The sequence below is a fragment of the Vibrio nigripulchritudo genome (assembly GCF_027924785.1).
Classification (GTDB): domain Bacteria; phylum Pseudomonadota; class Gammaproteobacteria; order Enterobacterales; family Vibrionaceae; genus Vibrio; species Vibrio nigripulchritudo.
This window is the reverse complement of record NZ_AP027049.1, coordinates 1-25,261: the sequence shown is the minus strand read 5'-3', so window position 1 is coordinate 25,261 and position 25,261 is coordinate 1. Positions and strand designations below refer to the sequence as shown.

Here is a 25,261-nt window from a genome sequence, read left to right as displayed (position 1 = left end):
ATGAGCACGACGACACAGTCGGAGCGACAGAGCTGGATGTCAGTTCTCGCTCGGACCGACTTCTTGCACCTTAAAAAACTGTGGGAGCCGCTAAATCTATCACCCGACCATCAGGTAATTCGCGCTCCGGAAACTGGCTTAGTTCAGGTTCAGTCCCGGATGGGCAGCACAGGAAACCCATTCAACATGGGCGACATGACCGTCACGCGCAGTGTAATCAAACTGGCGGAAGGTGAGATGGGTTACAGCTACGTCAAAGGTCGCAACAAAGAACATGCGCACCTTGCCGCGCTGATCGATGCCTTGATGCAAACCCCAACTTACGGCACTGCTTTGCAACGACAGATTATTGAACCCTTAATGGCCACGATGGAAGAACACGTTCGCGCAAGACGCCAGCAAATTGCCACCAGCAAAGTGGAATTCTTCACCATGGTGAGAGGAGAAGACGAATGAAGTTCGTAAAACCCGGTTTTAACGACCCGATTCACGATGCCCAATGCGTTTTCCGTCTGGTATTAAATGCCGTGTCGATGCCTGGTAGCACTCAAACCATGCCAAGCGATTTATCGTTTGGCGGCGCGAACAGTGCAACTACACAGATTTTATTGGCGTTGTCTGACAGCACCACACCGATTTGGTTATCTGAAAACTTTCTCGAAGACACAGAGCTAACACAGAACCTGCAGTTTCACGCCAATGCACCACTGACATCACCTGCTGAAAGCGCCAGCTTCGCGCTATTGGATCATCAGCAAACCATGAACGTAAACGACTTTTGCTGGGGCAGCGCTGAATTTCCAGAAACCAGCACCACCCTACTGATTCAGGTCAGCAGTTTACAAAAAGGGACACCTTTGTCTCTACAAGGTCCGGGCATTGATGGGCACAAGAACATTCAGGTTGAAGGCATTCATCCGGATTTGTTGGCACAGATTCAAGCCATTCACTCATCTCAACCATTGGGTATCGATGTATTGCTTACCTGCGGTTGCGAACTGATGGCACTGCCTCGCACAACCCAAATCACCCAATTAAACACGGAGAGTTCGCCATGTACGTAGCAGTAAAAGGCGGCGAAAAAGCCATTGAGTCGGCACACAAACTCCAAGACAAAAAGCGTCGAGGAACAGGAGCAGAGCTGAGCGTCAGCCAAATCGAAGAACAATTGAGTGGCGCGGTCGATCGCGTGATGACCGAAGGGGGCATCTACGATACCCAGCTGGCTGGTCTGGCACTCAAGCAAGCCAGTGGCGACATGATTGAAGCCATTTTTCTGTTGCGCGCCTATCGCACCACGCTGTCTCGCTTCGCCACCAGTAATCCAATTGACACCAGCAATATAGAAATCGAACGCCGTATTTCCGCCACGTTTAAAGATTTACCCGGCGGGCAGGTCTTAGGTCCAACGCTGGATTACACCCATCGCCTGTTGGACTTCTCGCTATTGGCTGAAAGCGACACTTCTGAAATAGAGACCCAAGACATCGCAAACGAGCTGGAAGCCTGCCCGCAAGTGATGTCGATATTGGAGCATCAGGGCTTAGCCAAACAAGAACTCGACGAAGGGGAAACGGCAGAAGACATTACCCTGCACCCTCCGACGTATCCGGCAACCCGCAGCGCCCGATTGCAGCAGTTGATGCGTAGCGATGAAGGCTTCTTGCTGTCGATGGGCTACTCAACTCAGCGAGGCTACGGGCGAAACCACCCTTTCGCTGCCGAGATCCGCACCGGGCAAGTCACGGTATCTCTCTGCCCTGAAGAACTGGGATTTGATATCGACATTGGCGATATCGAACTTACGGAATGCCAGATGATCAATGGATTTGCCGGCTCAAAAACCGTCAGGCCTCAATTTACCCGCGGTTATGGCGTGGCGTTTGGCGCTGCAGAGCGCAAAGCCATGTCGATGGCACTGGTTGATCGTGCCTTGCAAGCGGAAGAGCTGGATGAACAGGTACAAGGACCCGCGCAAGATCAGGAGTTTGTGTTGTCTCATGGCGACAATGTCGAAGCCGCTGGCTTTGTTTCCCACCTCAAGCTGCCGCACTACGTGGACTTCCAGTCGGAGTTGGAGCTGATACGCAAACTTCAGAAGGAATATGAATTACGCCAAACCCAGCAGGAAGAATCAGACCATGAGTAATTCGACACAACAAAGCCATGCATCAATACAAGACACGCCTGAGCTTGCTCTGACGGATAATACTCAGGCAATACAGGGCTACAACTACGGCTACCTCGATGAGCAGACAAAACGCATGATTCGTCGAGCCATTTTAAAAGCCGTTGCCATTCCGGGGTATCAAGTGCCTTTTGGCGGTCGCGAGATGCCTATGCCTTATGGTTGGGGCACAGGCGGTATACAGATTACTGCGTCCATTATCGGTACCGACGACACGCTCAAGGTGATTGACCAAGGAGCAGACGACACCACCAATGCAGTATCGATTCGCAAATTCTTTGAAAAAGTCGCTCACGCCGATACCACAGAGAAAACCGATGCCGCCAGCATTATCCAAACGCGCCACCGCATTCCAGAAAAGCCACTCAAAGAAGGGCAAATTCTGGTGTATCAAGTGCCGATTCCAGAGCCATTGCGCTTCTTAGAGCCGAGAGACACGGAAACTCGCAAAATGCACGCGCTAAGTGAATACGGGATCATGCACGTGAAACTTTATGAAGACATAGCCCGTTACGGGCACATCTCGACCTCTTACGCCTACCCAGTCAAGGTGAACCAGCGCTACATCATGGACCCGTCTCCGATTCCAAAATTCGACAACCCGAAAATGGATCGCATGTCGGCGCTGCAACTGTTCGGAGCCGGTCGGGAAAAGCGCATTTATGCCATCCCTCCATTTACCGACGTAAAAAGCCTCGATTTCGAAGACCACCCATTTGAAGTGCAACGCTGGGAAGAGCCGTGTGCCCTTTGTGGGGCAACGCATACCTTCCTTGACGAAGTAGTGACCGATGACCAAGGCAGCCGAATGTACGTTTGTTCCGATACTGATTATTGCGCTGAGCAACAGGAGAAATTGTCATGTTAAATCACGCAGAATGTGTCTCTCCTTCGTCTGTTGTCGAGAGCCAAGTAAATGAATCGCCTCTTTTGAAAGTCACGGAATTATCCAAACTCTACTCACCGGGCAAAGGCTGTCAGAGCATCAATCTGGAACTGTATCCGGGCGAGGTATTGGGCATTGTCGGCGAATCCGGCTCAGGGAAAAGTACCTTGCTACGCGTATTGTCGGGAAGAGAAATGCCCGATGCTGGTCATGTGGGCTACCACAATGGTGACTCCGCGATTGACCTGTACAACCAACCCGACCGAGAACGCCGCCGATTGCTGCGTACTGAGTGGGGCGTGGTTCATCAGCATCCAATGGATGGGCTAAGACCCCGCGTGTCTGCGGGGGGCAATATTGGAGAAAGGCTAATGGCGATTGGCGATCGCCACTATGGTCAGATCCGTGCTCAGGCAGAAAAGTGGCTGCACGATGTAGAGATACCGCTTGATCGCATTGATGACTCTCCAATTACGTTTTCCGGCGGTATGCAGCAACGGCTACAAATCGCACGCAACTTGGTCACCCACCCCAAACTGGTGTTTATGGATGAACCGACTGGCGGGCTCGATGTGTCCGTTCAGGCAAGGCTACTCGACCTGATTCGCAATCTGGTCACCAATCTTGGGCTGTCCGTGATTATTGTCACCCACGATCTGGCCGTCGCAAGGCTACTGGCTGACCGCCTGATCGTGATGAAAGAAAGCCGCATTGTCGAAACCGGGATTACCGATCAGGTATTGGACGATCCTCAACACCCTTACACCCAGTTGTTGGTGTCTTCTGTGCTTCAAGGATAGCCCCATGTTAAGAGTCGAAAATATCAGTAAAAGCTTTGTGCTCCACAACCAGCAAGGCATCACCTTACCCGTTATGAATTCGGTCAGCTTTGAAGTCGATCAAGGCGAATGTTTGGTCCTGCATGGCGAATCCGGTTCGGGTAAGTCCACTCTACTTCGAGCGTTGTACGCCAACTACATCGTCAACAGCGGGTCGATTCGGGTTTACAGCAATGAACAGTGGGTAGACATCGCAAACGCCTCTCCAAGGCAGATACTCCAAGTGCGCCAGCACAGTTTAGGCTGGGTGAGCCAGTTCCTGCGAGTAATTCCCCGTATTTCCGCCTTAGAGGTGGTGATGCAACCTTTGCTGGAGCGCGGCGTGGATGAAGAACAAGCTCAGCAAAAAGCGGCTGCAATGCTCACTCGCCTTAATGTGCCAGAAACCTTGTGGCACTTAGCCCCCGCGACCTTCTCAGGTGGTGAGCAGCAACGGGTCAATATTGCGCGAGGCTTTATCGTCGATGCTCCGATTCTTCTGCTTGACGAGCCTACAGCATCGCTGGATGAGAAAAACCGCGATGTGGTGATCAACCTGATTCTGGAAGCCAAAGCACGCGGTGCCACGATCGTCGGCATTTTCCACGATGAATACGTTCGCCAGCGCGTGGCCGATAAGTTCTTTGATGTGAAGACCGCGACTACATATTTGAACCCGCAGCCTTGCGCCACATTGCAATAAAAAGGCAATGCAATAGAAGAGACATACCATGAAAATCACTAACGTAAATATCGTGCTGCCTGACTCGGTTGTCTATGGCACCGTTGAAATCGATAATCACACCATAACGTCCGTCTCAGAAGGCTTGGATAGCGATCCTAATTGCCTTAACGGGCAAGGTCATTGGTTGCTGCCAGGGTTGATTGAACTTCACACCGATAATCTGGAAAAGTATTTTACCCCTCGCCCGAAAGTGAGTTGGCCAGAGTTTTCTGCCATGGCGGCGCACGATGCACAGCTGATTGGCTCTGGCATCACCACTGTACTGGATGCTGTTGCCGTTGGCGACGTACGCGATGGCGGTACAAGGCAGGATTATCTCGACAAGATGATCGACACTTTGGTGGAATCAGAGCGTCGAGGCGTGAATCGCGCGGAGCATTTCCTCCATATCCGTTGTGAGCTGCCCCACTCTTCCACTTATGGGCTGGCGGAGCGGTATCTGGGGTTACCGCAGGTGAAAATGGTCTCTTTGATGGATCATTCGCCCGGTCAGCGCCAGTTCGTCAATCTTCAAAAATACTACGAGTATTACCAAGGCAAATACGGCTTAAACGATGCCGAGATGCAAACCTACGAAGCCGAGCAGCGACGTCTTTCGGAGCAATGGTCGGATACCAACCGCAAAGCCATTGCTGAACTGTGCCGTGAACGCGGTATCCCGATGGCGAGCCACGACGATGCGACCAACGCGCACGTGGAAGAATCCCACGATCTCGGCTTGGTGCTGGCCGAGTTTCCGACTACCGTGGAAGCGGCAACGCGTTCCCACCAGCTTGGGTTACACGTTCTGATGGGGGCACCTAACGTGGTTCGCGGTGGGTCGCACTCTGGTAACGTCGCCGCTCACGAACTGGCGAGCATGGGGGTGCTGGATGTGCTTTCTTCCGACTATTTCCCGTTAAGCCTGCTGGATTCCGTATTCAAACTGGCAGAAGACGAACGCAACACACTGGATCTACCTGCTGCGGTGAAACTCGCTACAGCCAACCCTGCGGACGCTTTAGGCATGCACGATCGTGGTGAAATCCGAGAAGGCAAACGCGCCGATCTGATTCTGGTTGAGCAGGTTGCAGGGCAAGCCTACGTCAAGCGTGCATGGTGCAAAGGACAGACCGCGTACTAAGCTAATTCAATGAATGTGGGAGAAAACAATGGCGACACTCTTTTATGTGATGGGTGCATCGGGAAGCGGAAAAGACAGCGTGATTCAGGCGATTCGGGAGGATGCCAGGCTCTCAGCACAAGTAGCGCATCGATACATCACAAGGCGAGCAGACAGTGGAAATGAAAACCACGTCGCACTGACACCGGAGGAGTTCCAGCAACGCATCCAGTCAGAGTTGTTCGCCATGCATTGGCAAGCCAACGGCTTGTTTTATGGGGTAGGAAAAGAAATCGAACACTGGTTAAGCCAAGGTCAGGACGTCTTTCTGAATGGGTCGCGTGCCTACTACCCCGAAGCCCTAAAGCGATTTGCCACCTGTATCCAACCTGTGTGGATTGATGTTAACACTCACCAGTTGAAACAGCGACTGCAAGCGCGAGGAAGAGAAAGCGAGGCGGAAATTGATGCCAGAATCGATCGCGCCATTCAATATCAGCAAAAAATGCCTGCCAATGCCTTGGTCATCGACAACAGTGATACACTTCAAAGCAGTGTGGAACAGTTTATTCTCAAGTTTAAACATATAAAGCAATGGCAAAAGGAAACACGTCTATGCAGCTAACCCTATTGGGCACGGGTAATACTGGGCATGTTCCGGTTTATGGCTGCGATTGCGTTGCCTGTGGGCGGGCGAAAGAAAACCGCGCTTTCCGACGGGGCAAAACCTCCGCTTATATCGAACATAACGGCAAAACCCTGTTGCTGGATGCCAACCACCCTCACCTGCTTGAGCGTTTTCCTGCGGGCAGCATCGATACCATCTTGCTGACCCATTTCCATATGGACCACGTGCAATCGCTGTTTGATTTGCGCTGGGGGAAAGGGCAACTCATTCCAGTGCTGTCGCCACCGGACAAATACGGGTGTGATGATTTATACAAACACCCTGGGCTATTAGAATTTCAGGCACTGAAAGCGTTTGAGCCTTTTGAGTGGGAAGGCATCACCATTACACCCGTACCGCTTTCACATTCCAAACCCTGTTTTGGTTATCTCTTCGAGTGGCAAGGCAAAACATTCGCCTATCTGACTGACACGGTCGGGCTGCCTAAAAACACACACGCATTTTTGAAAGACAAACCTCTGGATTTGGTACTGATGGATTGCAACCACCCACCGATGCCGGACTCTCCACCCCGAAATCACAATGACATCCTGCTGGCACAGTCCATCAAACAGCAGCTCACCATTTCCAAAATGGGGCTAATTCATATCAGCCACGAGCTGGACTGCTGGGCAATGGAAAATTCAAACCAGTTCTCTTCTTCTTTTTTCCTCGCCAAAGACAACCAATCTTTTCATCTGTGATGAGCATGCACTTTTTGCATACCTATAATGCTAAAGTGTCATTTTTTTCATAGATAAACCGAGCTTAAACTAGGGATTATCAATACATGCATGGCTTTGCCAGCAACCCTCACTATTGTGGAGAAGACTATGTTCCAAGCTCTCGTACTGAACCAAGAAGACAAAAAGACCATTGCGACCATTGAGTCGTTGGACGATTCGCAGTTGCCAGAAGGCGATGTGGTGATCGAGGTCGATTACTCTTCCTTAAACTACAAAGACGGACTCGCCATTACAGGCAAAGGGAAAATCATCCGTCAGTTTCCTATGGTGCCAGGGATCGATTTAGCAGGAACGGTCTTGTCTTCTTCCGACGAGCGCTACCAAAATGGCGATCAGGTGGTCCTTACCGGCTGGGGAGTGGGCGAAAATCACTGGGGTGGCATGGCGCAAAAAGCCAGTTTGAAAGCCGACTGGCTGGTTCCGCTACCTAAAGGCTTAAGCAGCAAGCAAGCTATGATGGTCGGTACTGCTGGATTAACCTCTATGCTGTGTGTTCAGGCTATTCTAGACGGTGGCGTAAAACCTGAAGACGGTGAGATTTTAGTGACTGGTGCCAGCGGTGGTGTCGGATCTGTGGCTACCAATTTACTGAGCGTGCTCGGCTACAAAGTGGCTGCGGTCAGCGGTCGCGTCGAAGAAAATGGACCTTTGCTCGAAAAGCTTGGCGCAGCCCGAGTCATTGAACGCAGCGAATTCGAAGAACCTGCTCGCCCGCTTGAAAAACAAATCTGGGCTGGCGCAATCGACACCGTGGGCAGCAAAATGCTGGCAAAAGTGCTGGCACAGATGGATTACAACAGCACCGTTGCCGCTTGCGGCTTGGCGGGCGGTTTTGATCTGCCAACCACTGTAATGCCGTTTATTTTGAGAAACGTTAGGCTTCAAGGTGTGGATTCGGTGTACTGCCCTTACGAAAAGCGTGTCGCTGCGTGGGAGAAACTGACCGAACTGCTGCCAGAAAGCTACTACGAACAGGCTTGTACAGAAGTCACCTTGAATGATGCAGCGAAATACGCGGAAGACATTACCAACGGTCAGGTAACGGGGCGAGTGGTGATCAAGCCATAAAAATTCAATCTTCAAGAAACGTCAGCATTTATGCTGGCGTTTTTATTCTAGTTACTCTTATTGTCCAACCCTAAATCTTCCACCCGCTTAGCAATCAGCTTGCTGCATTCTTGTTTAACCACTGCACGAAGCCATTCTTGCGCGGGAGAATGTTCGCATCTGGGATGCCAGATCATTGAATATTCAAATGGCGTAAACTCAAACGGCAGTGGCTTCACTACTAGGTCGTAACGCTCTGCAACCAAATAGGCTAAATCGGCTGGTACTGTGATGATCAGTGGTAACGTATCGACAATCGCCAGAGCAGCTTCCAAATGATAGGCACGTAAAACCATGTTCCGAGAAGGTTGGTCCACCAATGCCTGATCGAGTAACGCTTTCACACCATCGCTGATCGCAATCATCGCATGAGGATATTGAAGATAATCTGTGAGCGTCATTTTCTGGTCTGCAATCGGATGATGCTTAGAAACCAGGCAAGACACCCCCACTCGACCAAGCACATCGCTGTTTAAAGGTTCCACCGGACCAATCGGGCGACATATCGCCAAATCCGCTCCGTGATGGGTCAGTTGTTGTGGCAACTGATCATGAAGTAACGGAATGAATTCAAACTTAACTTGCGGGGCTTCTTGATAAATCCGTGGCAGTGCAAACGGCAGTATGGTTTGCATGGCGTAGTCGGTTGTGGCGATGGTAAAGGTTTGATCGCAGGTTTCTGGGTCAAATTCTTCCGGTGTCAGAAGTGAGCGTAACGCTTCAAGTGGCTCGTTAAGAGATTGATTCAGCGTAAGGGCTTTTTCGGTCGGCATCAGATGCTGACCTTGCCGGATAAACAGTGGATCTCCCACCATGTCTCTCAATCGGCCCAGTACACGACTCATCGCGGATTGGCTCAAGTTGAGCCGTTCGGCAGCACGACTCACACTGCCTTCTTCAATGATCACGCGAAGTGCTACCAGCAAATTTAAATCTCGGCGATAAATATCTTCCAGTTCCAAAGCGTTTACTCGACTTATGTAAAAGCTTCATAATACCAGAGGCAGCAAAATAAGATTCAAATCAAGATCAAGTGAGTTAACGTGAAAAATTAACAAACTTGTAAATAAAAAGTAAAAAAAATCCCGCCTTTCAGCGGGGAAGCCCAAGAAAAATGGGATAGTGTCGGAATGTGTAGTAGTGTCGTGTTAATTCTGTTTTTCGCCGTGTTTCTGCCAGCGATGCATTTCCACCCAAATACCAAAAATCGTTGCAAATAAACCAATTAGAGGTAAAAGGGATACTTCAGATGAGCTTCTAAGTATCAGTGCGCAAAATGTAATAAAACACAGTACGCTGTAAATTGTTAGCCTGTCTAACTGCGTTAGCATTCACACCCCTAGCTCAAATGTTATTTAATTGTTAAAAGCCAACTTACATGGATTTTTTGCCTTTGCCAAGAGGTTATTGAATATTTTTTCGACATCAGTATGATTTGCCCTCCAAAATCTAATTGAACGCACAACTATGACTTTTGATCCGACACTCGCGACGAAAACACTGGAAGCTGAAGGGCTGCGTTGCCCAGAACCAGTGATGATGGTAAGAAAAACCATTAGAACAATGAATGATGGGGATGTTTTGCTGGTTAAAGCCGATGATCCATCTACCACGCGCGACATTCCGAGCTTCTGTCGATTTATGGATCACCAACTGATAGGAAGTCAGACAGAATCTCTCCCTTATCAATACCTGATCAAAAAGGGATTGGATTGAGATTTCAATCAATACAAATGCAAAAGGGCGACCCAATGGTCGCCCTTTTCTATTCTTCTGCTTGCTTGCGTTGCTGCTTTTGAATCTGCTCTATTTGGTGATGCAAGTCTCTTAACTCTTTTCGAATCGGGATTAAGTGCTGGACGCGAATCCAGGATTCAACGGCGAGCCCTGTCATGATGATGGCACCAACAACCATGGGTAGCCACATGTCCGTTAACACCATTCCCAGCAGCGTTAATGCCAAGCCAAACGTAAACAAATAGCTCTGACTTTCAGGGGTCATACCCGTATAGCGCGTTAACATGGTTTTACCCTCCTGCTCCACACTCTATATGGGAAAATACCATCTCGTGAAAACCAAGTATGTGCCTGTTTTCACAATTACGTTCGTTTATTCCGTTCCAAAAATCAAAGCACCAATGGCGAGTAATACAAACAGCACGCTGGCGGCACGGCGGATGGTGACAAAAGGCAATTTATCTCCACTCAGCTTACCGAAAATCACAACGGGCACGTTAGCCAGCATCATCCCCACGGTTGTCCCTAAAATCACGATCATTAAGTGTTCTGAAAACTGCGCTCCTAAAATAGATGTCGCTACCTGGGTCTTGTCTCCGATTTCCGCAATAAAAAAGGCAATGAAACTGGCAATAAACGGACCGCGAAAAGACACCGATTCCTCTTCTTCCATATTGTCGGGAATCAACACCCAAAGTGCCATGGCTAAGAAGCTCAATACCACGACCCAACGCAGAACTTCCTGGGATAAATGGTCAGCTACAACAACGCCTAACCAAGCCGCAAGCGCATGGTTGAGCAACGTGGCCAAAAAGATAGCCATAACAATGGGCACTGGCTTTCGATACCGAGAGGCGAGGATAAGAGAAAGGAGTTGGGTTTTGTCCCCAATTTCCGCCAGTGTGACACTGGTAATAGAGATAGCTAATACACTCACGACATGCTCAATGGGGCAGGGCATCGAGAAAAAACCAGAGACAAGATCCACGCCCCACCCCTGGTTTGTGATTCTTGTCTATGGTCTCGCTAAACTCAGCCTGATTTCATTTTTTATAGGCTACTGAGTCTCATACGCCATGATGGGTATCCATCAATTATGTTGACGTACAAACTTGTTCCGCTTCCAACAAGAACAAGCAAGCTACTCCCCAAAGACTTTTAAAGTGTAATTTCAAGGCTGGATATTGGCAAGTTACAGACATCAAAATTCGAAAAACGTCTTTTTTTCGAGGGTTGTGCCGAGTTTGGTATGAAAAGCGACTTTTGAGCATGATTTAGGCGACATTTCCTCTACTCGGCAAGGCATTATCTGGGTATACTCAATGGTTATTTTCATTGAAACATACAGAAGAATTGCGCGAACCTGATTATGCAAAATTACGATATCAAAACCTTCCAGGGAATGATCCTCGCGCTGCAGGATTATTGGGCTCAAAATGGTTGTACCATTGTTCAACCGCTAGATATGGAAGTGGGAGCAGGTACCTCTCACCCAATGACATGTCTTCGTGCACTCGGTCCCGAGCCAATCTCGACCGCTTACGTGCAGCCTTCACGTCGTCCAACGGACGGTCGCTACGGTGAAAACCCGAACCGTCTGCAGCATTACTACCAATTCCAAGTGGCACTAAAACCATCTCCAGACAACATTCAGGAGTTGTACTTGGGTTCATTGGAAGTGCTAGGCGTTGACCCACAAGTTCATGATATCCGTTTTGTAGAAGACAACTGGGAAAACCCGACTCTGGGAGCCTGGGGTCTTGGTTGGGAAGTGTGGCTTAACGGCATGGAAGTGACTCAGTTTACCTACTTCCAACAAGTTGGTGGGCTGGAGTGTAAGCCGGTAACGGGCGAAATCACTTACGGTATCGAGCGTTTGGCTATGTATATCCAAGAAGTGGACTCCGTTTACGATCTGGTTTGGAATATCGGTCCTGATGGTACGCCAGTCACTTACGGTGACATTTTCCACCAAAATGAGGTGGAACAATCGACGTACAACTTTGAGCACGCCGATGTCGACTTCCTGTTCAGTTTCTTCGATCAATGCGAAAAAGAATCCAAAGAACTGCTTGAGCTTGAAAAACCCCTGCCGCTGCCAGCGTATGAGCGCATTTTAAAAGCAGCTCACGCCTTTAACCTGCTTGATGCACGTAAAGCCATTTCGGTTACCGAGCGTCAACGTTACATCCTTCGAATCCGTAACCTCACAAAAGGGGTAGCGGAAGCCTACTACGCGTCGCGTGAAGCTTTGGGCTTCCCAATGTGTCGCAATCAAAAACAAAAGGGCGAGGAAAAGTAATCATGGCTAAGAATTTTCTAATTGAACTGGGTACAGAAGAGTTACCACCAACGGCACTGCGTACCCTAGCTGAAGCCTTTGCATCCAACTTTGAAGTGGAGCTAAAAAGTGCGGAGCTGGCACACGAAGGCGTGAAGTGGTTCGCCTCCCCTCGCCGCCTAGCATTGAAAGTGGCAAGCCTTGCAGAAGGTCAAGCAGACAAAGTGGTAGAAAAACGCGGACCTGCAATTTCTGTTGCCTTTGATGAAGAAGGTAACGCAACCAAAGCCGCTCAAGGCTGGGCTCGCGGCAACGGCATCACTGTAGAGCAAGCTGAACGCCTAAAAACCGACAAAGGTGAATGGCTACTGTTCAAACAAGAAGTCAAAGGCAAGCCTGTTCAGGAGTTGGTGGTAGACCTCGCAGCTAAAGCGTTGGCAAACCTGCCGATTCCAAAGCCTATGCGTTGGGGTAACAAAGACACTCAATTCATTCGTCCAGTAAAAACACTGACCATTCTGCTTGGTGAAGAGCTGATCGAAGGCGAAATCCTTGGCGTTGCTTCAGCACGCACCATTCGCGGTCACCGCTTTATGGGTGAGCAAGAATTCACTATCGACTCAGCAGATCAGTACCCTGCAATTCTGGAAGAGCGCGGTAAAGTGATGGCGGATTACGAAGCACGTAAAGCCATTATCCTTGCCGACTCTCAAAAGGCCGCTGCCGCGGTTGGCGGTGTTGCCGACCTGGAAGACGACTTGGTTGAAGAAGTCACCTCTCTGGTTGAGTGGCCGGTGGTTCTGACTGCGAAATTTGAAGAAGAGTTCCTGAAAGTACCGTCTGAAGCTTTGGTTTACACCATGAAAGGCGATCAGAAGTACTTCCCTGTCTATGACGACAATAAGAAGCTTCTTCCAAACTTCATCTTTGTATCCAATATCGAATCAAAAGAACCTCGCTACGTTATCGAAGGCAACGAGAAAGTGGTTCGTCCTCGTCTGGCGGATGCAGAATTCTTCTTTAATACTGACCGCAAACGTCCTCTGATTGATCGCCTGCCAGAACTTGAGCAAGCAATCTTCCAAAAACAGCTGGGAACGATTAAAGACAAAACCGATCGCATCACCGAACTTGCTGGCTACATTGCCGAGCAAATCGATGCAGACGTCGAAAAATCAAAACGTGCAGGTCTGTTGGCTAAATGTGACCTCATGACCTCTATGGTATTCGAATTTACGGATACGCAAGGTGTGATGGGCATGCACTACGCACGCCACGACGGTGAAGACGAGCAAGTCGCACTGGCACTGAACGAGCAGTACATGCCTCGTTTCGCTGGTGATGACCTGCCAAGCACAGGCGTCTCTTCTTCGGTTGCGATGGCAGACAAACTGGACACCATCGTTGGTATTTTCGGTATTGGTCAAGCACCAAAAGGTTCTGACCCATTCGCACTTCGCCGTGCGTCTCTGGGTGTGCTTCGTATCCTCGTAGAAAACGGCTACAACCTAGACCTAACAGACCTTATCGCGAAAGCGAAATCTCTGTTCGGCGACAAACTCACCAACGCGAATGTGGAAGCAGACGTTATCGAGTTTATGCTGGGTCGCTTCAACGCATGGTACAAAGACGAAGGCTTCAGCGTGGATATCATCCAGGCTGTACTGGCACGTCGTCCAACCAAACCTGCGGATTTCGACCAACGCGTGAAAGCCGTTTCTCACTTCCGTGACCTAGAAGCCGCTGAAGCACTGGCTGCCGCCAACAAGCGTGTAGGTAACATCCTCGCGAAGTTTGAGGGTGAGCTAGCAGCAGACATCGACCTGTCTTTACTTCAGGAAGATGCCGAAAAAGCGCTGGCTGAAAACGTTGAAGTTATGACCGAAGCACTAGAACCTGCATTCGCTACTGGCAACTACCAAGAAGCGCTGAGCAAGCTTGCGGACTTACGTGAACCAGTCGACGCCTTCTTTGACAACGTGATGGTGATGGCAGATGACGAAGCATTGAAGAAGAACCGTCTGACGCTTCTAAACAATCTGCGTAACTTGTTCCTGCAAATCGCAGATATTTCTTTGTTGCAGAAGTAAAAGCCTGAATAAAAATGTAAAAGGAAGCCAAATGGCTTCCTTTTGTTTATCAGGCTAGCAATCAGTTAGTCTCTTCAGCATCACAACGTGCTTTGTCGAAATACTCTTCACGACCACCTTTCCCTTTAAAAAATATCTTGGTGACAAATCCCATTTCTAGGAAAGAATACAAATTATCACATGACCATTCGTAACTGATTTTCTTAATCGTAGTGGTCTGCCACTTATAGCCAGAGCTAGGAAGAGAGGCAACATAACTGATATACCCATCATCTGATACTTTTAGCTCAGGTACTTCAGAGAATGCTTGCCTTGCTATCTCAATATTTTCAGGAGTCACATTTGGAGGGGTTGGCTCATAATTGGTGAGGTTACAGCCAGCCAAAACTGACAACATAGACGCTGCTGCTATTAACTTAAACTTCATAACAATCCATAGTAATTTTTTATATGAATCGTCATTTTATCTTTAATTTCTATTCATTAAAGGAGGTAAAGCACACATTTATAACATTTTTATCAATAGCTACAGTTTTAGTTAGTCTCTTCAGCGTCGCAACGTGCTTTGTCAAAATGCTCTTCGCGCCCACCTTCACCCTTGAAGCCTATTTTTACCACAAAGCCCATCTCCAAGAAGTCGTATAAATTTTCACATGCACCTTCATAGCTGGCTTGTTTTATGGCTTGGGTATCCCACATGTAGCCATGCGGAACCATTTCAAAGTAAGTGATATAGCCTTCGTCTGTAACTTTCATACCTTCTATGCCACTCAGTTTACTTTTGGCCTCCGCGATATCCTGTTTACTCGCAGTGGGCTTTACGGCGTCATAGTTAGTAATGTTGCACGCAGTCAAAGAAAGAGCGGTCAATGCCGCTAAAAGAATGTGACGGTTCATGATATTTCCAATTGCTGATTAATGACGGAGAGTATATTTCAGCGAGTTGGAACGCTCTTGCAGATTCATTGAATGAAATAGCAGTAAAGCACAAAGAGTTTTACCCGTTACTCTCTATCTATTTGAAATATCGGAAACACCATTTGAACGAGAACTCGTGATGATATAGATAAAAACAAAGCTTCTTATGCCCTTTCACTTGATGATTCGATCAGGTATGTTGAGCAGTCTGGCACAACATTTTATCAACATCTGTATCAACGCTGGATGGTCCTTCAAAGCTGAGCAGCTTCGATACAAAAAAACATATGACAGATACAACAAGATATAACTAGGAAAAGAAGTAATGCAGTTCTCTACATTTGGTGAAAAATTCAATCGATACTCAGGTATTACGCAGCTAATGGACGACTTAAACGATGGTCTTCGTACACCAGGCGCCATCATGCTCGGGGGCGGTAACCCAGCCGCCATACCTGCGATGCTCGAATATTTTCATCAAGCCAGTGCAAAAATGCTGGAAAGTGGCGAACTGGTTGCCTCTATGGCAAATTACGATGGTCCTCAAGGTAAAAACGCATTTATTACGGCATTAGCATCTTTATTAAAAGAGGCTTACGGATGGGATGTATCTGAGAAAAATATCAGCCTGACCAATGGTAGCCAGAGTGGCTTTTTCTATCTGTTTAACTTACTGGCTGGTCAGCAGGCAGATGGATCGCATAAAAAGATTCTTTTGCCACTTGCACCTGAATACATTGGCTATGGTGATGCTGGTATCGATGACGACATATTTGTGTCTTATCACCCAGAAATCGAAATGCTGGACAACCGAATGTTCAAATACCATGTCGACTTTGAACAACTAAAAGTCGATGAGTCCATTGCTGCGATCTGTGCTTCCCGCCCAACCAACCCAACAGGTAACGTATTGACGGATGAAGAAGTCCGTAAACTGGATAAACTGGCGCGTGACAATAATATCCCGCTGATCATCGACAACGCGTACGGCACTCCGTTCCCAAATATCATCTTTGAAGATGTCACGCCATTTTGGAATGACAACACCATTCTTTGTATGAGCATGTCTAAACTCGGTTTACCGGGGCTTCGCTGCGGCATCGTAATAGCCAATGAAGAAGTCACCCAAGCGCTTGCCAACATGAACGGCATCATCAGTTTAGCCCCGGGCAGTTTGGGACCAGCTCTCGGCAAGCACATGATTGAATCCGGTGATTTACTCAAGCTGAGCCAAAACACCATAAAACCTTTCTATCAGCAGAAATCACAACGTGCGGTTCAACTTCTTCAAGAAACGATTGATGATCCACGCTTTCGTATCCACAAGCCTGAAGGGGCGATTTTCTTATGGCTATGGTTTGATGAGCTGCCTATTACGACAATGGAGCTATACCAACGCTTAAAAGACCGTGGTGTTCTGATTGTTCCAGGCGAATACTTCTTTATCGGTCAGGAAGACGAATGGGAACATGCACATCAGTGCTTACGCATGAACTATGTTCAAGATGACGAAGCCATGCAAAAAGGGATAAAAGTAATCGCAGAAGAAATAAAAAGAGCTTATACAAATATATAAGCTTCTACGTGGATAAAACGTAAAAAGCCAACAGTTTAGTTCTGTTGGCTTAGATCACTATAATAAAATTCAAAACCTAAGGCTGTTTAAATGCTGTCCGTATTAGCACAATGCCTATTCCCAAGAACATACCTAATATAATACCAAGTAATACAATTAAAGTTCGCTTAGGCTTGTCTCTTGAATTAGGTTTAGTTATGTCATCCAGTAATCGGAAATTATCAAACTGAATGTCATTATTTATTTTTAGCTTACCTAGCAAATCAAGCTTCGCTTGTACCTGCTGAAGTCTAGGTTCTATTACTCCCAAATTTTTGATCGAACGTAGAACCTCTACCTTCTCCTTTAACGCCTTGACACCAAGGTCTATACGGAAACGCTCTCTATCACTATTAGTTTGAATTGGAGAAGTGACATTCGCAGCAACTGCCATTCTTAATGCATATTCCGCGCTTTCAATTTCAATCGCTAAGATAGATTCAGCTTGAGCAACCAAAATTCTTTTTTGTAAATCAAGTTCATCCTGCTTCGCATCTACAATTGACTGAAGATTTCGCAAAGCAGACTCATGTGTCTTCGACTTTATAAACCGAACATAATCTCTCAAGTTGATCGCACTACCTTCCCGTGTTTTAGCAGTAAAGCTCAACTCATAGACATATTCATCATCCTTTTTACTCTCTTTGACGACCGATATATTCTCAAACCATTGAGAATAAAACCGTTCAAGGAACTCCTTATCTTCTTCTTCATCATACGGCTTTAGATACTCAACAAATTCCGGGTTTGAGGATAAAAATAGCTTTTTATTGTTAGAAGAGTTAAATGCTTGTATGAATTGTGCAAACAAGATCTCTGGATCTGTCAAAGTGTCTAGTTTTTCACTCACCAAAACAGTTCCATCTTCTTGATAGATATCAAAAATAGGTTGAAACTGTCTAACTTGCTTTTCATATTCGGCTAGGTTGTACAACTGTGGGAGTGCAACTTTGGCTTTTGAAGTCCACCATTCTTGTGCAAACAACGCATACATCAATGCAACGACAGCTACGCAAGCAGTTGATATTAAAACAACCCATTTCCCAGCCCATATAGACTGACATAGCTCGCGTAAGTCTATCTCGTCATTCTGTTGGTAATTGTTATTCATCTGGGTATTTTGTTCACTTATTATTTGGTTGTTATGATTGTGCACTTGCATTCCTTACACTTTGATATTGATACTACGAGTTCAAAGTCAGAGCAGGAGTTTATCATACACTAATAGTGAATTCTCATCGAAAATTCTGCTCAACGCTTATACTGTTAAGTATCGATGCATTTCTCTGTTCAATTGATATTTTGAGTGCATATTTTACGATTTATTAAGAATAAGCCTTCTAAAAGGTGTGTTTTTGTATTTTCTGAATCAACTCTTTATTCCTGCAGCTAAAAACGCCCGCAACAGCGGGCGTTTTATTATTCTTTCGTCAATGATTAGCTTTCGATAAGGTTCTTTCCATTGATAGCTATCTTGCGCGGCTTCATTGCTTCTGGAATCTCACGCTCTAGGTGTACGTGCAGTAGCCCATTTTCCATGGTTGCTCCAACGACTTTTACATAGTCGGCAAGTTGGAATTTGCGCTCAAAGTTGCGCTCGGCAATGCCTTGGTATACGTAGTTCTTGCCTTCTTCAGCCTGTCTTTCACCACGAACAATCAGCATGTTCTCTTTTTGAGTCAGCTCTAGATGCTCTTCAGCAAAACCGGCGACTGCCATAGTAATGCGGTAGTTGTTTTCGTCTTTTTGCTCGATGTTGTACGGAGGGTATCCGCCAGAAGAGTTTTTCGCTGAGTTGGCTTCCATCAGGTTTAACAGACGATCAAAACCAATGGCGTTACGATATAGGGGAGTGAAATCTACATTACGCATAATACTATCCTCATGATAAGCAATAGCCTTGGCTATTTTCATAGATGCCAAGGAGTTAGTCTTACCATTCCACGGGCAATGGATGCTCTGGGACATGGTCGCTAACAAAAGTTAAATTGTGTGCTTTCCGTATTCGTTTGTTCTCTTTTGCCTTCTTGGCGAGACACAAACTGGACAAGCGTTTTAAGAGACCCTTACGGCGTCCTCTCAAAACAAGATATGTGGATAGTCGCTTAACCTTTCAAGAGAAAAGACAAAATAATTTTAAAAGCATTATTTTTCATAGTGTTAAAAATCAAAAAGACCGCCCAAGAAGGCAGTCTTTAAAGTGATTTCGTATATTTATCAAAGCTGGATGAGCTTAGTTTGAGGAGAAGGTGCGGAGTTTATAAACATAAATGAGCACCTTCGACATAGAAATCAGTTCATCCAGCGAAGAGAAATAAATCTAAACGTCCAGGTTGGCTACTTTTAGCGCATTCTCTTCAATGAAATTACGACGCGGCTCAACCTGATCACCCATCAGTGTGGTGAACAGCTGGTCTGCACCAACGGCATCTTCAATAGTTACTTGCATCATACGACGAGTTTCTGGGTCCATGGTGGTTTCCCAAAGCTGATCAGGGTTCATTTCTCCCAGACCTTTGTATCGCTGTAGGCTCAAACCACGACGAGACTCTTTGAATAGCCATTCTAGCGCTTCAACAAAGTTCGAAATTGGCTGAGTACGCTCACCACGCTTGATGTAGGCACCGTCTTCGATCAGACCGTCCAGCGCTTCAGATAGGTCCGCTAGTTTGCCGTATTCTTTTGAGTTGAACAGATCAACACTCAATACGTGTTCATGAGTCACACCATGAGTACGGATCACTACTTTTGGTAAGCTAACACCCAACTCTTCGTGTTTCTCAATTTCCAGGCTGTACTGGCTTGCCCCTACTTCTTTGGCATTCAACTGGTCAACTAGCTGTTTGCCCCAAGCTTCAACCGCGGCGGTGTCTTGACACTGCTCAGCTGTGATACGAGGTACATAAATAAACTCATGCATCAACGAATGTGGGTAACGGCGGCTCATACGCTCCACAAGCTTCATGCCCGCGTTGTATTGCTGGACCAGCTTCTCTAGTGCTTCGCCCGCCAGAGCTGGCGCTTCAGCATTAACGTGTAGTGCAGCGTTATCCAATGCCAATGACACCTGGTATTGGCTCATTGCATCTTCGTCTTTAATGTACTGCTCTTGCTTGCCTTTCTTCACTTTGTAAAGTGGTGGCTGAGCAATGTACACATAGCCACGCTCAATAAGCTCTGGCATTTGACGGTAGAAGAACGTCAAAAGAAGCGTACGGATGTGCGAACCATCGACGTCGGCATCGGTCATGATAATAATGTTGTGGTAGCGCAGTTTGTCTGGGTTGTACTCGTCTCGGCCGATACCACAACCTAGAGCGGTGATCAGCGTTGCGACTTCTTGTGAAGACAGCATCTTGTCGAAACGCGCTTTTTCAACGTTCAGAATCTTACCTTTCAGTGGCAAGATGGCTTGGTTCTTACGGTTACGACCCTGCTTGGCACTACCGCCCGCAGAGTCACCCTCCACAATGTAGAGTTCAGAAAGCGCAGGGTCTTTCTCTTGGCAATCCGCCAGTTTACCTGGAAGCCCCGCAAGGTCGAGTGCGCCTTTACGACGGGTCATTTCACGTGCTTTACGTGCCGCTTCACGGGCACGAGCTGCATCAATAATTTTGCTACAAACGGTTTTCGCTTCGTTCGGGTTTTCAACGAGGAACTCTTGCAGTTTCTCGCCCATTGCAGATTCTACCGCTGACTTCACTTCTGAAGACACCAGCTTGTCTTTGGTCTGGCTTGAGAACTTAGGATCCGGCACTTTCACCGAAATAACCGCCGTCAAACCTTCACGAGCGTCATCACCGGACGTCGCTGCTTTGGCTTTCTTCGAGAACCCTTCTTTATCCATGAAGCTATTTAGCGTACGTGTCAGTGCCGCACGGAAACCTGCAAGGTGAGTACCGCCATCGCGCTGAGGGATGTTGTTAGTAAAACAGTAGATGTTTTCCTGGAAACCGTCGTTCCATTGCATCGCAACTTCAACGGTGATGCCGTCTTCGCGCTCAGAGTCAAAATGGAAAATCTTTTGGATGATCGGCGTTTTGTTGGTGTTTAGATGCTCAACAAAGGCTTGAATACCCCCTTCAAACATGAAGTGGTCATTTTTATCTTCTTCACGCTCATCAACCAGCTTGATGGAAACACCCGAGTTCAGGAAAGAAAGCTCACGCAGACGTTTCGCCAGGATGTCGTAGTGGAATTCAACATTAGAGAAGGTGTCTTCACTTGGCCAGAAACGGATTTGGGTACCGGTTTTATCAGTATCACCAATCACTGACAATGGCGCTTGTGGCTCACCGTGGTGGTAAGTCTGAGTATGAATTTGACCGCCGCGATGAATGGTGAGCGTCACCTGCTTAGACAGGGCGTTTACTACCGAAACACCTACCCCGTGAAGACCGCCTGATACTTTGTATGAGTTGTCGTCGAACTTACCACCAGCGTGAAGAACCGTCATGATCACTTCAGCCGCGGATACGTTTTCTTCTGGGTGCATTTCCGTTGGGATACCACGACCATCGTCGCTAACGGATACCGAGTTATCCTCATGAATCGTCACAATGATGTCTTTACAGTGACCCGCCAACGCTTCATCAATGGAGTTGTCCACCACCTCAAAGACCATGTGGTGCAAACCGGTGCCATCGTCTGTATCGCCGATGTACATACCCGGACGCTTACGTACCGCATCCAGACCCTTCAGTACCTTAATACTCGATGAATCGTAATTTTCAGACATGAGTTACTCTCTTTTTATCCTTGCTCTATCGTACCGTGTTCCACATGAAACATTTTGCCATTTTCGTCGAGCATATCAACGATTTGACTCTCAGTAATAGAACTTACAAATACTTGTGCCCCCGTCGCTTTTAAGCAGTCGGCTAACCGCTGGCGACGTTGGCTATCTAATTCAGAAGCAAAATCATCTATCAGGTAGATACACTGCTTTCCGGTCATTTCAGTCAAATGCTGCCCCTGCGCGACTCTTAGCGCACACACCATGAGTTTCAGTTGACCGCGTGACAGAACGTCTTCCACAGGCGTCCCATTCACTTTGATTCTTAAATCTGCCTTGTTGGGTCCACTAAAAGTGTACCCGAGTGACTGATCGCGTTCGAAGTTGTTTTCGAGGATATCCTGATAGGGGGTATCTTTGTCCCACCCACGATAATACTTCAATTGGATATCAAATTCTGGCAAAAATGTGCGACAGATTTCCTCCGCCACTTTTGCCATGTTTTCAACGTATTCTTTGCGCCACTGACTGATATTTTCAGCCAACGTTGCCATCTGCTGATCCCAGTAGCTGAGCTCCCGATAATGTGTAGCAGTTTTTAACAGCGCATTACGCTGCTTGTTGAGCCTTTTAAATCGCCCCCATGCATCGTAAAAATGGGGTTCAGTGTGAAACACGCCCCAGTCGATAAACGCACGTCGAAACTTGGGTCCGTCTGTGAGCAATTCAAACCCTTCAGGGTGTATCAGTTGCAACGGCAAAACCTGAGCTAGCTGCGCCAGTTTTTGTCCGGACTCGCCGCCTATTTTAACCTCTGTAGAGCCATCGCGCTGCTTATTAATCCCAATCGGAAGCTCAAATTGATCCGGGTTCAAAAAACGCCCATGAACAAAGAGTTCATCGCACTCGTTTTGGATAACTCGACCCGTGAGTGAGCTCTTGAATGAACGACCATGACCAAGCAGATAGATGGCTTCCAGCACACTGGTTTTGCCACTGCCGTTCGGTCCCACAAGAAAATTAAAGCCTGGTGACAGTTCGACATCACAGGCTTCAATATTACGAAATTGCTGAACAATCAGTCTGGTGAGTGGCATTTGCCGAATCCATTACAGACGAATTGGCATGACCACGTACATGGCACTGTCGTCTTCGGCATTCTCAATCAACGCACTGGCATTGGCGTCAGACATGGAAATACGGACTTGCTCGCAACGCAATGTGTTCAATACGTCCAACACGTAACTCACGTTAAATCCGATTTCTAAGTCATCCCCCTGGAACGAGACGTCCAACATCTCCTCCGCTTCTTCCTGCTCAGGGTTATTGGCCGTAATGCGCATTTCATTGCCATTAAAATTCACACGAACGCCGCGGAATTTCTCATTTGACAGAATCGCCGCACGTGAGAAGGCACTTTTCAGTTCTTCACACGGGGCTTCGAGTGTTTTGTTACTGCTCTGTGGCATCACACGTCGGTAGTCAGGGAATCGACCGTCCACCAGCTTCGACGTGAAGGTAAAGTTATTCACAGCGGCACGCAGGTTAGCGCTGCCAATTTGCAGCGTCACTTCCGCTTCGGGCGCATCGAGCAGTTTCACCAGCTCCTGAACACCTTTGCGTGGCAAGATAATCTGCTGGTTTGGCAGCTCCGAAGCAAGCTGGGTTTGAGACACCGCCATACGGTGCCCGTCTGTGGCAACCGAACGCAGTGTCGTGCCTTCGATTTCAAACAGCATACCGTTGAGGTAATAGCGAACGTCCTGGTTCGCCATAGAAAATTGGGTTTTCTCGATCAGGCTGCGTAGTTCTTGCTGCGACAACGTAATATCCGCTTCGCTTTGCCAGTCTTCAATGTTTGGAAAATCACTGGCTGGCAGAGTAGAAAGTGAGAAACGGCTGCGACCTGAGCGTACTTGTACGCGATCAGCTTCCATCACCACGGTGATGATCGCATCGTCTGGCAGACCACGGCAGATATCCAAGAATTTACGGGAAGGCACTGTAGTGCTGCCTGCTTCAAATTCCCCTTCCAACGCGACATTGGCCACCAGCTCCACTTCAAGATCAGTCGCCGTCATTGCCAGCTGACCGTTTTCTACTTTCAGCAGAAGGTTGCCCAGAATTGGTAACGTGGGACGTCCACCCAGAGCGCCAGAGACTTGTTGTAATGGTTTGATCAGATGGCTGCGTTCGATGGTAAATTTCATTGGTATCTCTTTGCCTTATGACGATAAGGTTCTAATTAGGTTTGAGTAATCTTCTTTTATATCATGGCTCTCTTCACGAAGCTGCTCTATCTTGCGGCAAGCGTGCAGTACCGTGGTGTGGTCACGACCACCAAATGCATCGCCAATTTCAGGCAAGCTGTGGTTGGTGAGCTCCTTAGACAAAGCCATAGCCAATTGGCGGGGACGCGCAACCGAGCGAGAGCGGCGCTTAGATAGAAGATCTGCCACTTTAATTTTATAGTACTCGGCAACAGTTTTTTGAATATTGTCGATGGTGACCAGTTTTTCCTGAAGCGCAAGCAAATCGCGCAGCGCTTCACGAACGAAATCAATGGTGATCGGGCGACCGGTAAAGTTCGCGTTGGCAATGACACGGTTCAGCGCCCCTTCCAATTCTCGAACATTTGAGCGCAAACGCTTCGCAATGAAGAACGCCACTTCATCGGCAAGATGAATTTGGTGATCTTCTGCTTTCTTCATCAAGATAGCCACGCGAGTTTCAAGCTCTGGTGGCTCAATCGCAACGGTTAAACCCCAGCCAAAACGAGATTTAAGGCGATCTTCTACGCCGTTGATCTCTTTCGGGTAGCGGTCTGAAGTCAGAATGATTTGCTGATTGCCTTCCAGCAATGCGTTAAAGGTATGGAAAAATTCTTCCTGAGAACGCTCTTTATTGGCAAAGAATTGGATGTCATCAATCAGCAATGCATCCACGCTGCGGTAATAGCGTTTGAACTCTTCAATGGCGTTATTTTGTAGGGCTTTTACCATGTCCTGAACGAATCGTTCAGAGTGCATGTACACCACTTTCGCATTGGGCTTGTTATCCACAATGGCATTGCCAACCGCATGCAACAGGTGGGTTTTACCTAACCCTGTGCCACCGTATAGGAAAAGCGGGTTGTATGCGGCGCCCGGATTATCAGCAACCTGACGGGCTGCTGCCAAACCTAACTGGTTCGACTTACCTTCAACGAAGTTATTGAATTTATGTTTAATGTTGACGTTTGAGCGATGGTTGATGTCCACCACTTCGCTGTCGTTTTCCCAGGTTTTGTGCACGGGCTTGCGCGCCTGAAGCTGCGCTGGGGCCGAGGTTTCTGCGGCTACATCTGCTTGAGAGCGGGTCGCCTGAGCTGGTGCGGAAACACGTCGACTGCCGACTTCAAATCGAAGACTAGGTACATCGTTACCACAAAATTGCAGAAGTAGGCGATTGATGTTGTCGAAGTATTTATCGCGCACCCAGTCGAGTACAAAACGGTTTGGGGCGAATAAAGTCAGGGTATTGTCATTGAGCTCCGCCTGAAGCGGTCTTACCCACATGCTGAATTCAGTCGATGGTAGCTCTTCTTGTAGCTGTTGCAGACACTGCAACCAAAGCGAAGATGACAC

General features: G+C 47.6%; 26 protein-coding genes and 1 riboswitch. Of the genes, 14 read left to right on the top strand and 12 right to left on the bottom strand.

The genetic code is table 11. From position 1 onward, the window contains the following. The 10 genes from phnG to acuI all read left to right on the top strand — a co-directional run bounded on the left by phnG (window position 1) and on the right by acuI (window position 8,220). A complete protein-coding gene (gene phnG, locus QMG91_RS00130; RefSeq protein WP_281828110.1) occupies window positions 1–456 on the top strand; it encodes a phosphonate C-P lyase system protein PhnG in 456 nt (151 codons plus the stop codon). Next, window positions 453–1,064, top strand: coding sequence for a phosphonate C-P lyase system protein PhnH (phnH, locus tag QMG91_RS00125; RefSeq protein ID WP_022597413.1), 612 nt, complete (start codon window positions 453–455; stop codon window positions 1,062–1,064). The genes phnG and phnH overlap by 4 nt, the downstream gene beginning before the upstream one ends. Continuing rightward, window positions 1,055–2,149 carry a carbon-phosphorus lyase complex subunit PhnI gene (locus QMG91_RS00120; RefSeq protein WP_281828109.1) on the top strand — a complete coding sequence of 365 codons (1,095 nt, stop codon included), beginning with the start codon at window positions 1,055–1,057 and terminating at the stop codon, window positions 2,147–2,149. The genes phnH and QMG91_RS00120 overlap by 10 nt, the downstream gene beginning before the upstream one ends. Continuing rightward, on the top strand, window positions 2,142–3,056 hold the full coding sequence (locus QMG91_RS00115) for an alpha-D-ribose 1-methylphosphonate 5-phosphate C-P-lyase PhnJ (RefSeq protein ID WP_281828108.1): 915 nt from the start codon (window positions 2,142–2,144) through the stop codon (window positions 3,054–3,056). Before QMG91_RS00120 ends, QMG91_RS00115 begins: the two co-directional genes overlap by 8 nt. Next, window positions 3,050–3,874: a phosphonate C-P lyase system protein PhnK gene (phnK, locus tag QMG91_RS00110; protein WP_022591064.1), complete on the top strand. Its 825-nt coding sequence runs from the start codon at window positions 3,050–3,052 to the stop codon at window positions 3,872–3,874. Before QMG91_RS00115 ends, phnK begins: the two co-directional genes overlap by 7 nt. Before the next feature lie 4 nt (window positions 3,875–3,878). Next, entirely contained in the window at window positions 3,879–4,595 is a 717-nt protein-coding gene (phnL, locus tag QMG91_RS00105; RefSeq protein ID WP_004400185.1) for a phosphonate C-P lyase system protein PhnL, read from the top strand. Window positions 4,596–4,623: 28 nt separating this feature from the next. After that, window positions 4,624–5,760: an alpha-D-ribose 1-methylphosphonate 5-triphosphate diphosphatase gene (gene phnM / locus QMG91_RS00100; RefSeq protein WP_281828107.1), complete on the top strand. Its 1,137-nt coding sequence runs from the start codon at window positions 4,624–4,626 to the stop codon at window positions 5,758–5,760. Between the two features lie 28 nt (window positions 5,761–5,788). Beyond that, a complete protein-coding gene (phnN, locus tag QMG91_RS00095) occupies window positions 5,789–6,364 on the top strand; it encodes a ribose 1,5-bisphosphokinase (protein ID WP_004400187.1) in 576 nt (191 codons plus the stop codon). After that, the gene (gene phnP, locus QMG91_RS00090; protein ID WP_281828106.1) at window positions 6,355–7,110 is read left to right on the top strand and encodes a phosphonate metabolism protein PhnP; all 756 of its coding nucleotides are present in this window, start codon (window positions 6,355–6,357) and stop codon (window positions 7,108–7,110) included. Before phnN ends, phnP begins: the two co-directional genes overlap by 10 nt. A 129-nt stretch (window positions 7,111–7,239) precedes the next feature. Then, window positions 7,240–8,220 carry an acrylyl-CoA reductase (NADPH) gene (gene acuI / locus QMG91_RS00085; RefSeq protein ID WP_281828105.1) on the top strand — a complete coding sequence of 327 codons (981 nt, stop codon included), beginning with the start codon at window positions 7,240–7,242 and terminating at the stop codon, window positions 8,218–8,220. A gap of 47 nt (window positions 8,221–8,267) precedes the next feature. Here acuI and QMG91_RS00080 read toward each other — a convergent pair whose 3' ends face one another. Both QMG91_RS00080 and QMG91_RS00075 read right to left on the bottom strand, forming a co-directional pair. Further along, window positions 8,268–9,221, bottom strand: coding sequence for a LysR family transcriptional regulator (locus tag QMG91_RS00080; protein ID WP_281828104.1), 954 nt, complete (start codon window positions 9,219–9,221; stop codon window positions 8,268–8,270). A 186-nt stretch (window positions 9,222–9,407) separates the two neighbouring features. After that, the gene (locus QMG91_RS00075) at window positions 9,408–9,590 is read right to left on the bottom strand and encodes a hypothetical protein (protein WP_079655540.1); all 183 of its coding nucleotides are present in this window, start codon (window positions 9,588–9,590) and stop codon (window positions 9,408–9,410) included. Between the two features lie 136 nt (window positions 9,591–9,726). On the opposite strand from QMG91_RS00075, the gene tusA reads away from it, so the two are divergent. Beyond that, the gene (gene tusA, locus QMG91_RS00070; RefSeq protein WP_004400191.1) at window positions 9,727–9,975 is read left to right on the top strand and encodes a sulfurtransferase TusA; all 249 of its coding nucleotides are present in this window, start codon (window positions 9,727–9,729) and stop codon (window positions 9,973–9,975) included. Window positions 9,976–10,024: 49 nt separating this feature from the next. Here the strand turns inward: tusA and QMG91_RS00065 are convergent, their stop codons facing one another. Then, window positions 10,025–10,282 (bottom strand): hypothetical protein, encoded by a 258-nt coding sequence (locus tag QMG91_RS00065; protein ID WP_281828103.1) that lies wholly within the window; start codon window positions 10,280–10,282, stop codon window positions 10,025–10,027. 87 nt (window positions 10,283–10,369) lie between these two features. Further along, the gene (locus QMG91_RS00060; protein WP_038123376.1) at window positions 10,370–10,933 is read right to left on the bottom strand and encodes a TMEM165/GDT1 family protein; all 564 of its coding nucleotides are present in this window, start codon (window positions 10,931–10,933) and stop codon (window positions 10,370–10,372) included. Between the two features lie 91 nt (window positions 10,934–11,024). Then, window positions 11,025–11,158, bottom strand: a riboswitch (yybP-ykoY riboswitch). 207 nt (window positions 11,159–11,365) lie between these two features. Here QMG91_RS00060 and glyQ point away from each other — a divergent pair. Together glyQ and glyS are read left to right on the top strand one after the other, a co-directional pair. After that, window positions 11,366–12,298 carry a glycine--tRNA ligase subunit alpha gene (gene glyQ, locus QMG91_RS00055; RefSeq protein WP_281828102.1) on the top strand — a complete coding sequence of 311 codons (933 nt, stop codon included), beginning with the start codon at window positions 11,366–11,368 and terminating at the stop codon, window positions 12,296–12,298. A 2-nt stretch (window positions 12,299–12,300) separates the two neighbouring features. After that, complete coding sequence (gene glyS, locus QMG91_RS00050) at window positions 12,301–14,367, top strand: glycine--tRNA ligase subunit beta (RefSeq protein ID WP_281828101.1); 2,067 nt, start codon at window positions 12,301–12,303, stop codon at window positions 14,365–14,367. Between the two features lie 61 nt (window positions 14,368–14,428). Here glyS and QMG91_RS00045 read toward each other — a convergent pair whose 3' ends face one another. Together QMG91_RS00045 and QMG91_RS00040 are read right to left on the bottom strand one after the other, a co-directional pair. Then, window positions 14,429–14,794, bottom strand: coding sequence for a hypothetical protein (locus QMG91_RS00045; RefSeq protein ID WP_045966220.1), 366 nt, complete (start codon window positions 14,792–14,794; stop codon window positions 14,429–14,431). Between the two features lie 107 nt (window positions 14,795–14,901). Continuing rightward, window positions 14,902–15,264, bottom strand: coding sequence for a hypothetical protein (locus tag QMG91_RS00040; protein WP_281828100.1), 363 nt, complete (start codon window positions 15,262–15,264; stop codon window positions 14,902–14,904). Between the two features lie 346 nt (window positions 15,265–15,610). On the opposite strand from QMG91_RS00040, the gene QMG91_RS00035 reads away from it, so the two are divergent. Then, window positions 15,611–16,861 carry a valine--pyruvate transaminase gene (locus tag QMG91_RS00035; RefSeq protein WP_281828099.1) on the top strand — a complete coding sequence of 417 codons (1,251 nt, stop codon included), beginning with the start codon at window positions 15,611–15,613 and terminating at the stop codon, window positions 16,859–16,861. A 76-nt stretch (window positions 16,862–16,937) separates the two neighbouring features. Here QMG91_RS00035 and QMG91_RS00030 read toward each other — a convergent pair whose 3' ends face one another. The 6 genes from QMG91_RS00030 to dnaA form a co-directional block, all read right to left on the bottom strand. Next, complete coding sequence (locus tag QMG91_RS00030; RefSeq protein ID WP_281828098.1) at window positions 16,938–18,056, bottom strand: LPS O-antigen chain length determinant protein WzzB; 1,119 nt, start codon at window positions 18,054–18,056, stop codon at window positions 16,938–16,940. Window positions 18,057–18,337: 281 nt separating this feature from the next. Beyond that, window positions 18,338–18,772, bottom strand: coding sequence for an Hsp20 family protein (locus tag QMG91_RS00025; RefSeq protein WP_281828097.1), 435 nt, complete (start codon window positions 18,770–18,772; stop codon window positions 18,338–18,340). A gap of 448 nt (window positions 18,773–19,220) precedes the next feature. Continuing rightward, complete coding sequence (gene gyrB, locus QMG91_RS00020; protein WP_004400201.1) at window positions 19,221–21,638, bottom strand: DNA topoisomerase (ATP-hydrolyzing) subunit B; 2,418 nt, start codon at window positions 21,636–21,638, stop codon at window positions 19,221–19,223. Window positions 21,639–21,652: 14 nt separating this feature from the next. Then, window positions 21,653–22,732: a DNA replication/repair protein RecF gene (recF, locus tag QMG91_RS00015; protein ID WP_022549473.1), complete on the bottom strand. Its 1,080-nt coding sequence runs from the start codon at window positions 22,730–22,732 to the stop codon at window positions 21,653–21,655. Window positions 22,733–22,744: 12 nt separating this feature from the next. After that, entirely contained in the window at window positions 22,745–23,845 is a 1,101-nt protein-coding gene (gene dnaN, locus QMG91_RS00010) for a DNA polymerase III subunit beta (protein WP_022591078.1), read from the bottom strand. Window positions 23,846–23,860: 15 nt separating this feature from the next. Further along, window positions 23,861–25,261 carry a chromosomal replication initiator protein DnaA gene (gene dnaA, locus QMG91_RS00005; RefSeq protein WP_004400204.1) on the bottom strand — a complete coding sequence of 467 codons (1,401 nt, stop codon included), beginning with the start codon at window positions 25,259–25,261 and terminating at the stop codon, window positions 23,861–23,863.

What these genes read in the sequence shown, in the direction of transcription:
- QMG91_RS00025 (WP_281828097.1), bottom strand. Translation starts at nt 18,772, where the DNA reads ATGCGTAATGTAGATTTCACTCCCCTATATCGTAACGCCATTGGTTTT.
- QMG91_RS00040 (WP_281828100.1), bottom strand. Translation starts at nt 15,264, where the DNA reads ATGAACCGTCACATTCTTTTAGCGGCATTGACCGCTCTTTCTTTGACT.
- QMG91_RS00075 (WP_079655540.1), bottom strand. Translation starts at nt 9,590, where the DNA reads ATGCTAACGCAGTTAGACAGGCTAACAATTTACAGCGTACTGTGTTTT.
- QMG91_RS00045 (WP_045966220.1), bottom strand. Translation starts at nt 14,794, where the DNA reads ATGAAGTTTAAGTTAATAGCAGCAGCGTCTATGTTGTCAGTTTTGGCT.
- phnK (WP_022591064.1), top strand. Translation starts at nt 3,050, where the DNA reads ATGTTAAATCACGCAGAATGTGTCTCTCCTTCGTCTGTTGTCGAGAGC.
- QMG91_RS00035 (WP_281828099.1), top strand. Translation starts at nt 15,611, where the DNA reads ATGCAGTTCTCTACATTTGGTGAAAAATTCAATCGATACTCAGGTATT.
- QMG91_RS00065 (WP_281828103.1), bottom strand. Translation starts at nt 10,282, where the DNA reads ATGTTAACGCGCTATACGGGTATGACCCCTGAAAGTCAGAGCTATTTG.
- QMG91_RS00115 (WP_281828108.1), top strand. Translation starts at nt 2,142, where the DNA reads ATGAGTAATTCGACACAACAAAGCCATGCATCAATACAAGACACGCCT.
- phnN (WP_004400187.1), top strand. Translation starts at nt 5,789, where the DNA reads ATGGCGACACTCTTTTATGTGATGGGTGCATCGGGAAGCGGAAAAGAC.
- tusA (WP_004400191.1), top strand. Translation starts at nt 9,727, where the DNA reads ATGACTTTTGATCCGACACTCGCGACGAAAACACTGGAAGCTGAAGGG.
- QMG91_RS00120 (WP_281828109.1), top strand. Translation starts at nt 1,055, where the DNA reads ATGTACGTAGCAGTAAAAGGCGGCGAAAAAGCCATTGAGTCGGCACAC.
- phnL (WP_004400185.1), top strand. Translation starts at nt 3,879, where the DNA reads ATGTTAAGAGTCGAAAATATCAGTAAAAGCTTTGTGCTCCACAACCAG.
- acuI (WP_281828105.1), top strand. Translation starts at nt 7,240, where the DNA reads ATGTTCCAAGCTCTCGTACTGAACCAAGAAGACAAAAAGACCATTGCG.
- dnaN (WP_022591078.1), bottom strand. Translation starts at nt 23,845, where the DNA reads ATGAAATTTACCATCGAACGCAGCCATCTGATCAAACCATTACAACAA.
- phnM (WP_281828107.1), top strand. Translation starts at nt 4,624, where the DNA reads ATGAAAATCACTAACGTAAATATCGTGCTGCCTGACTCGGTTGTCTAT.
- glyS (WP_281828101.1), top strand. Translation starts at nt 12,301, where the DNA reads ATGGCTAAGAATTTTCTAATTGAACTGGGTACAGAAGAGTTACCACCA.
- phnG (WP_281828110.1), top strand. Translation starts at nt 1, where the DNA reads ATGAGCACGACGACACAGTCGGAGCGACAGAGCTGGATGTCAGTTCTC.
- recF (WP_022549473.1), bottom strand. Translation starts at nt 22,732, where the DNA reads ATGCCACTCACCAGACTGATTGTTCAGCAATTTCGTAATATTGAAGCC.
- phnH (WP_022597413.1), top strand. Translation starts at nt 453, where the DNA reads ATGAAGTTCGTAAAACCCGGTTTTAACGACCCGATTCACGATGCCCAA.
- glyQ (WP_281828102.1), top strand. Translation starts at nt 11,366, where the DNA reads ATGCAAAATTACGATATCAAAACCTTCCAGGGAATGATCCTCGCGCTG.
- gyrB (WP_004400201.1), bottom strand. Translation starts at nt 21,638, where the DNA reads ATGTCTGAAAATTACGATTCATCGAGTATTAAGGTACTGAAGGGTCTG.
- phnP (WP_281828106.1), top strand. Translation starts at nt 6,355, where the DNA reads ATGCAGCTAACCCTATTGGGCACGGGTAATACTGGGCATGTTCCGGTT.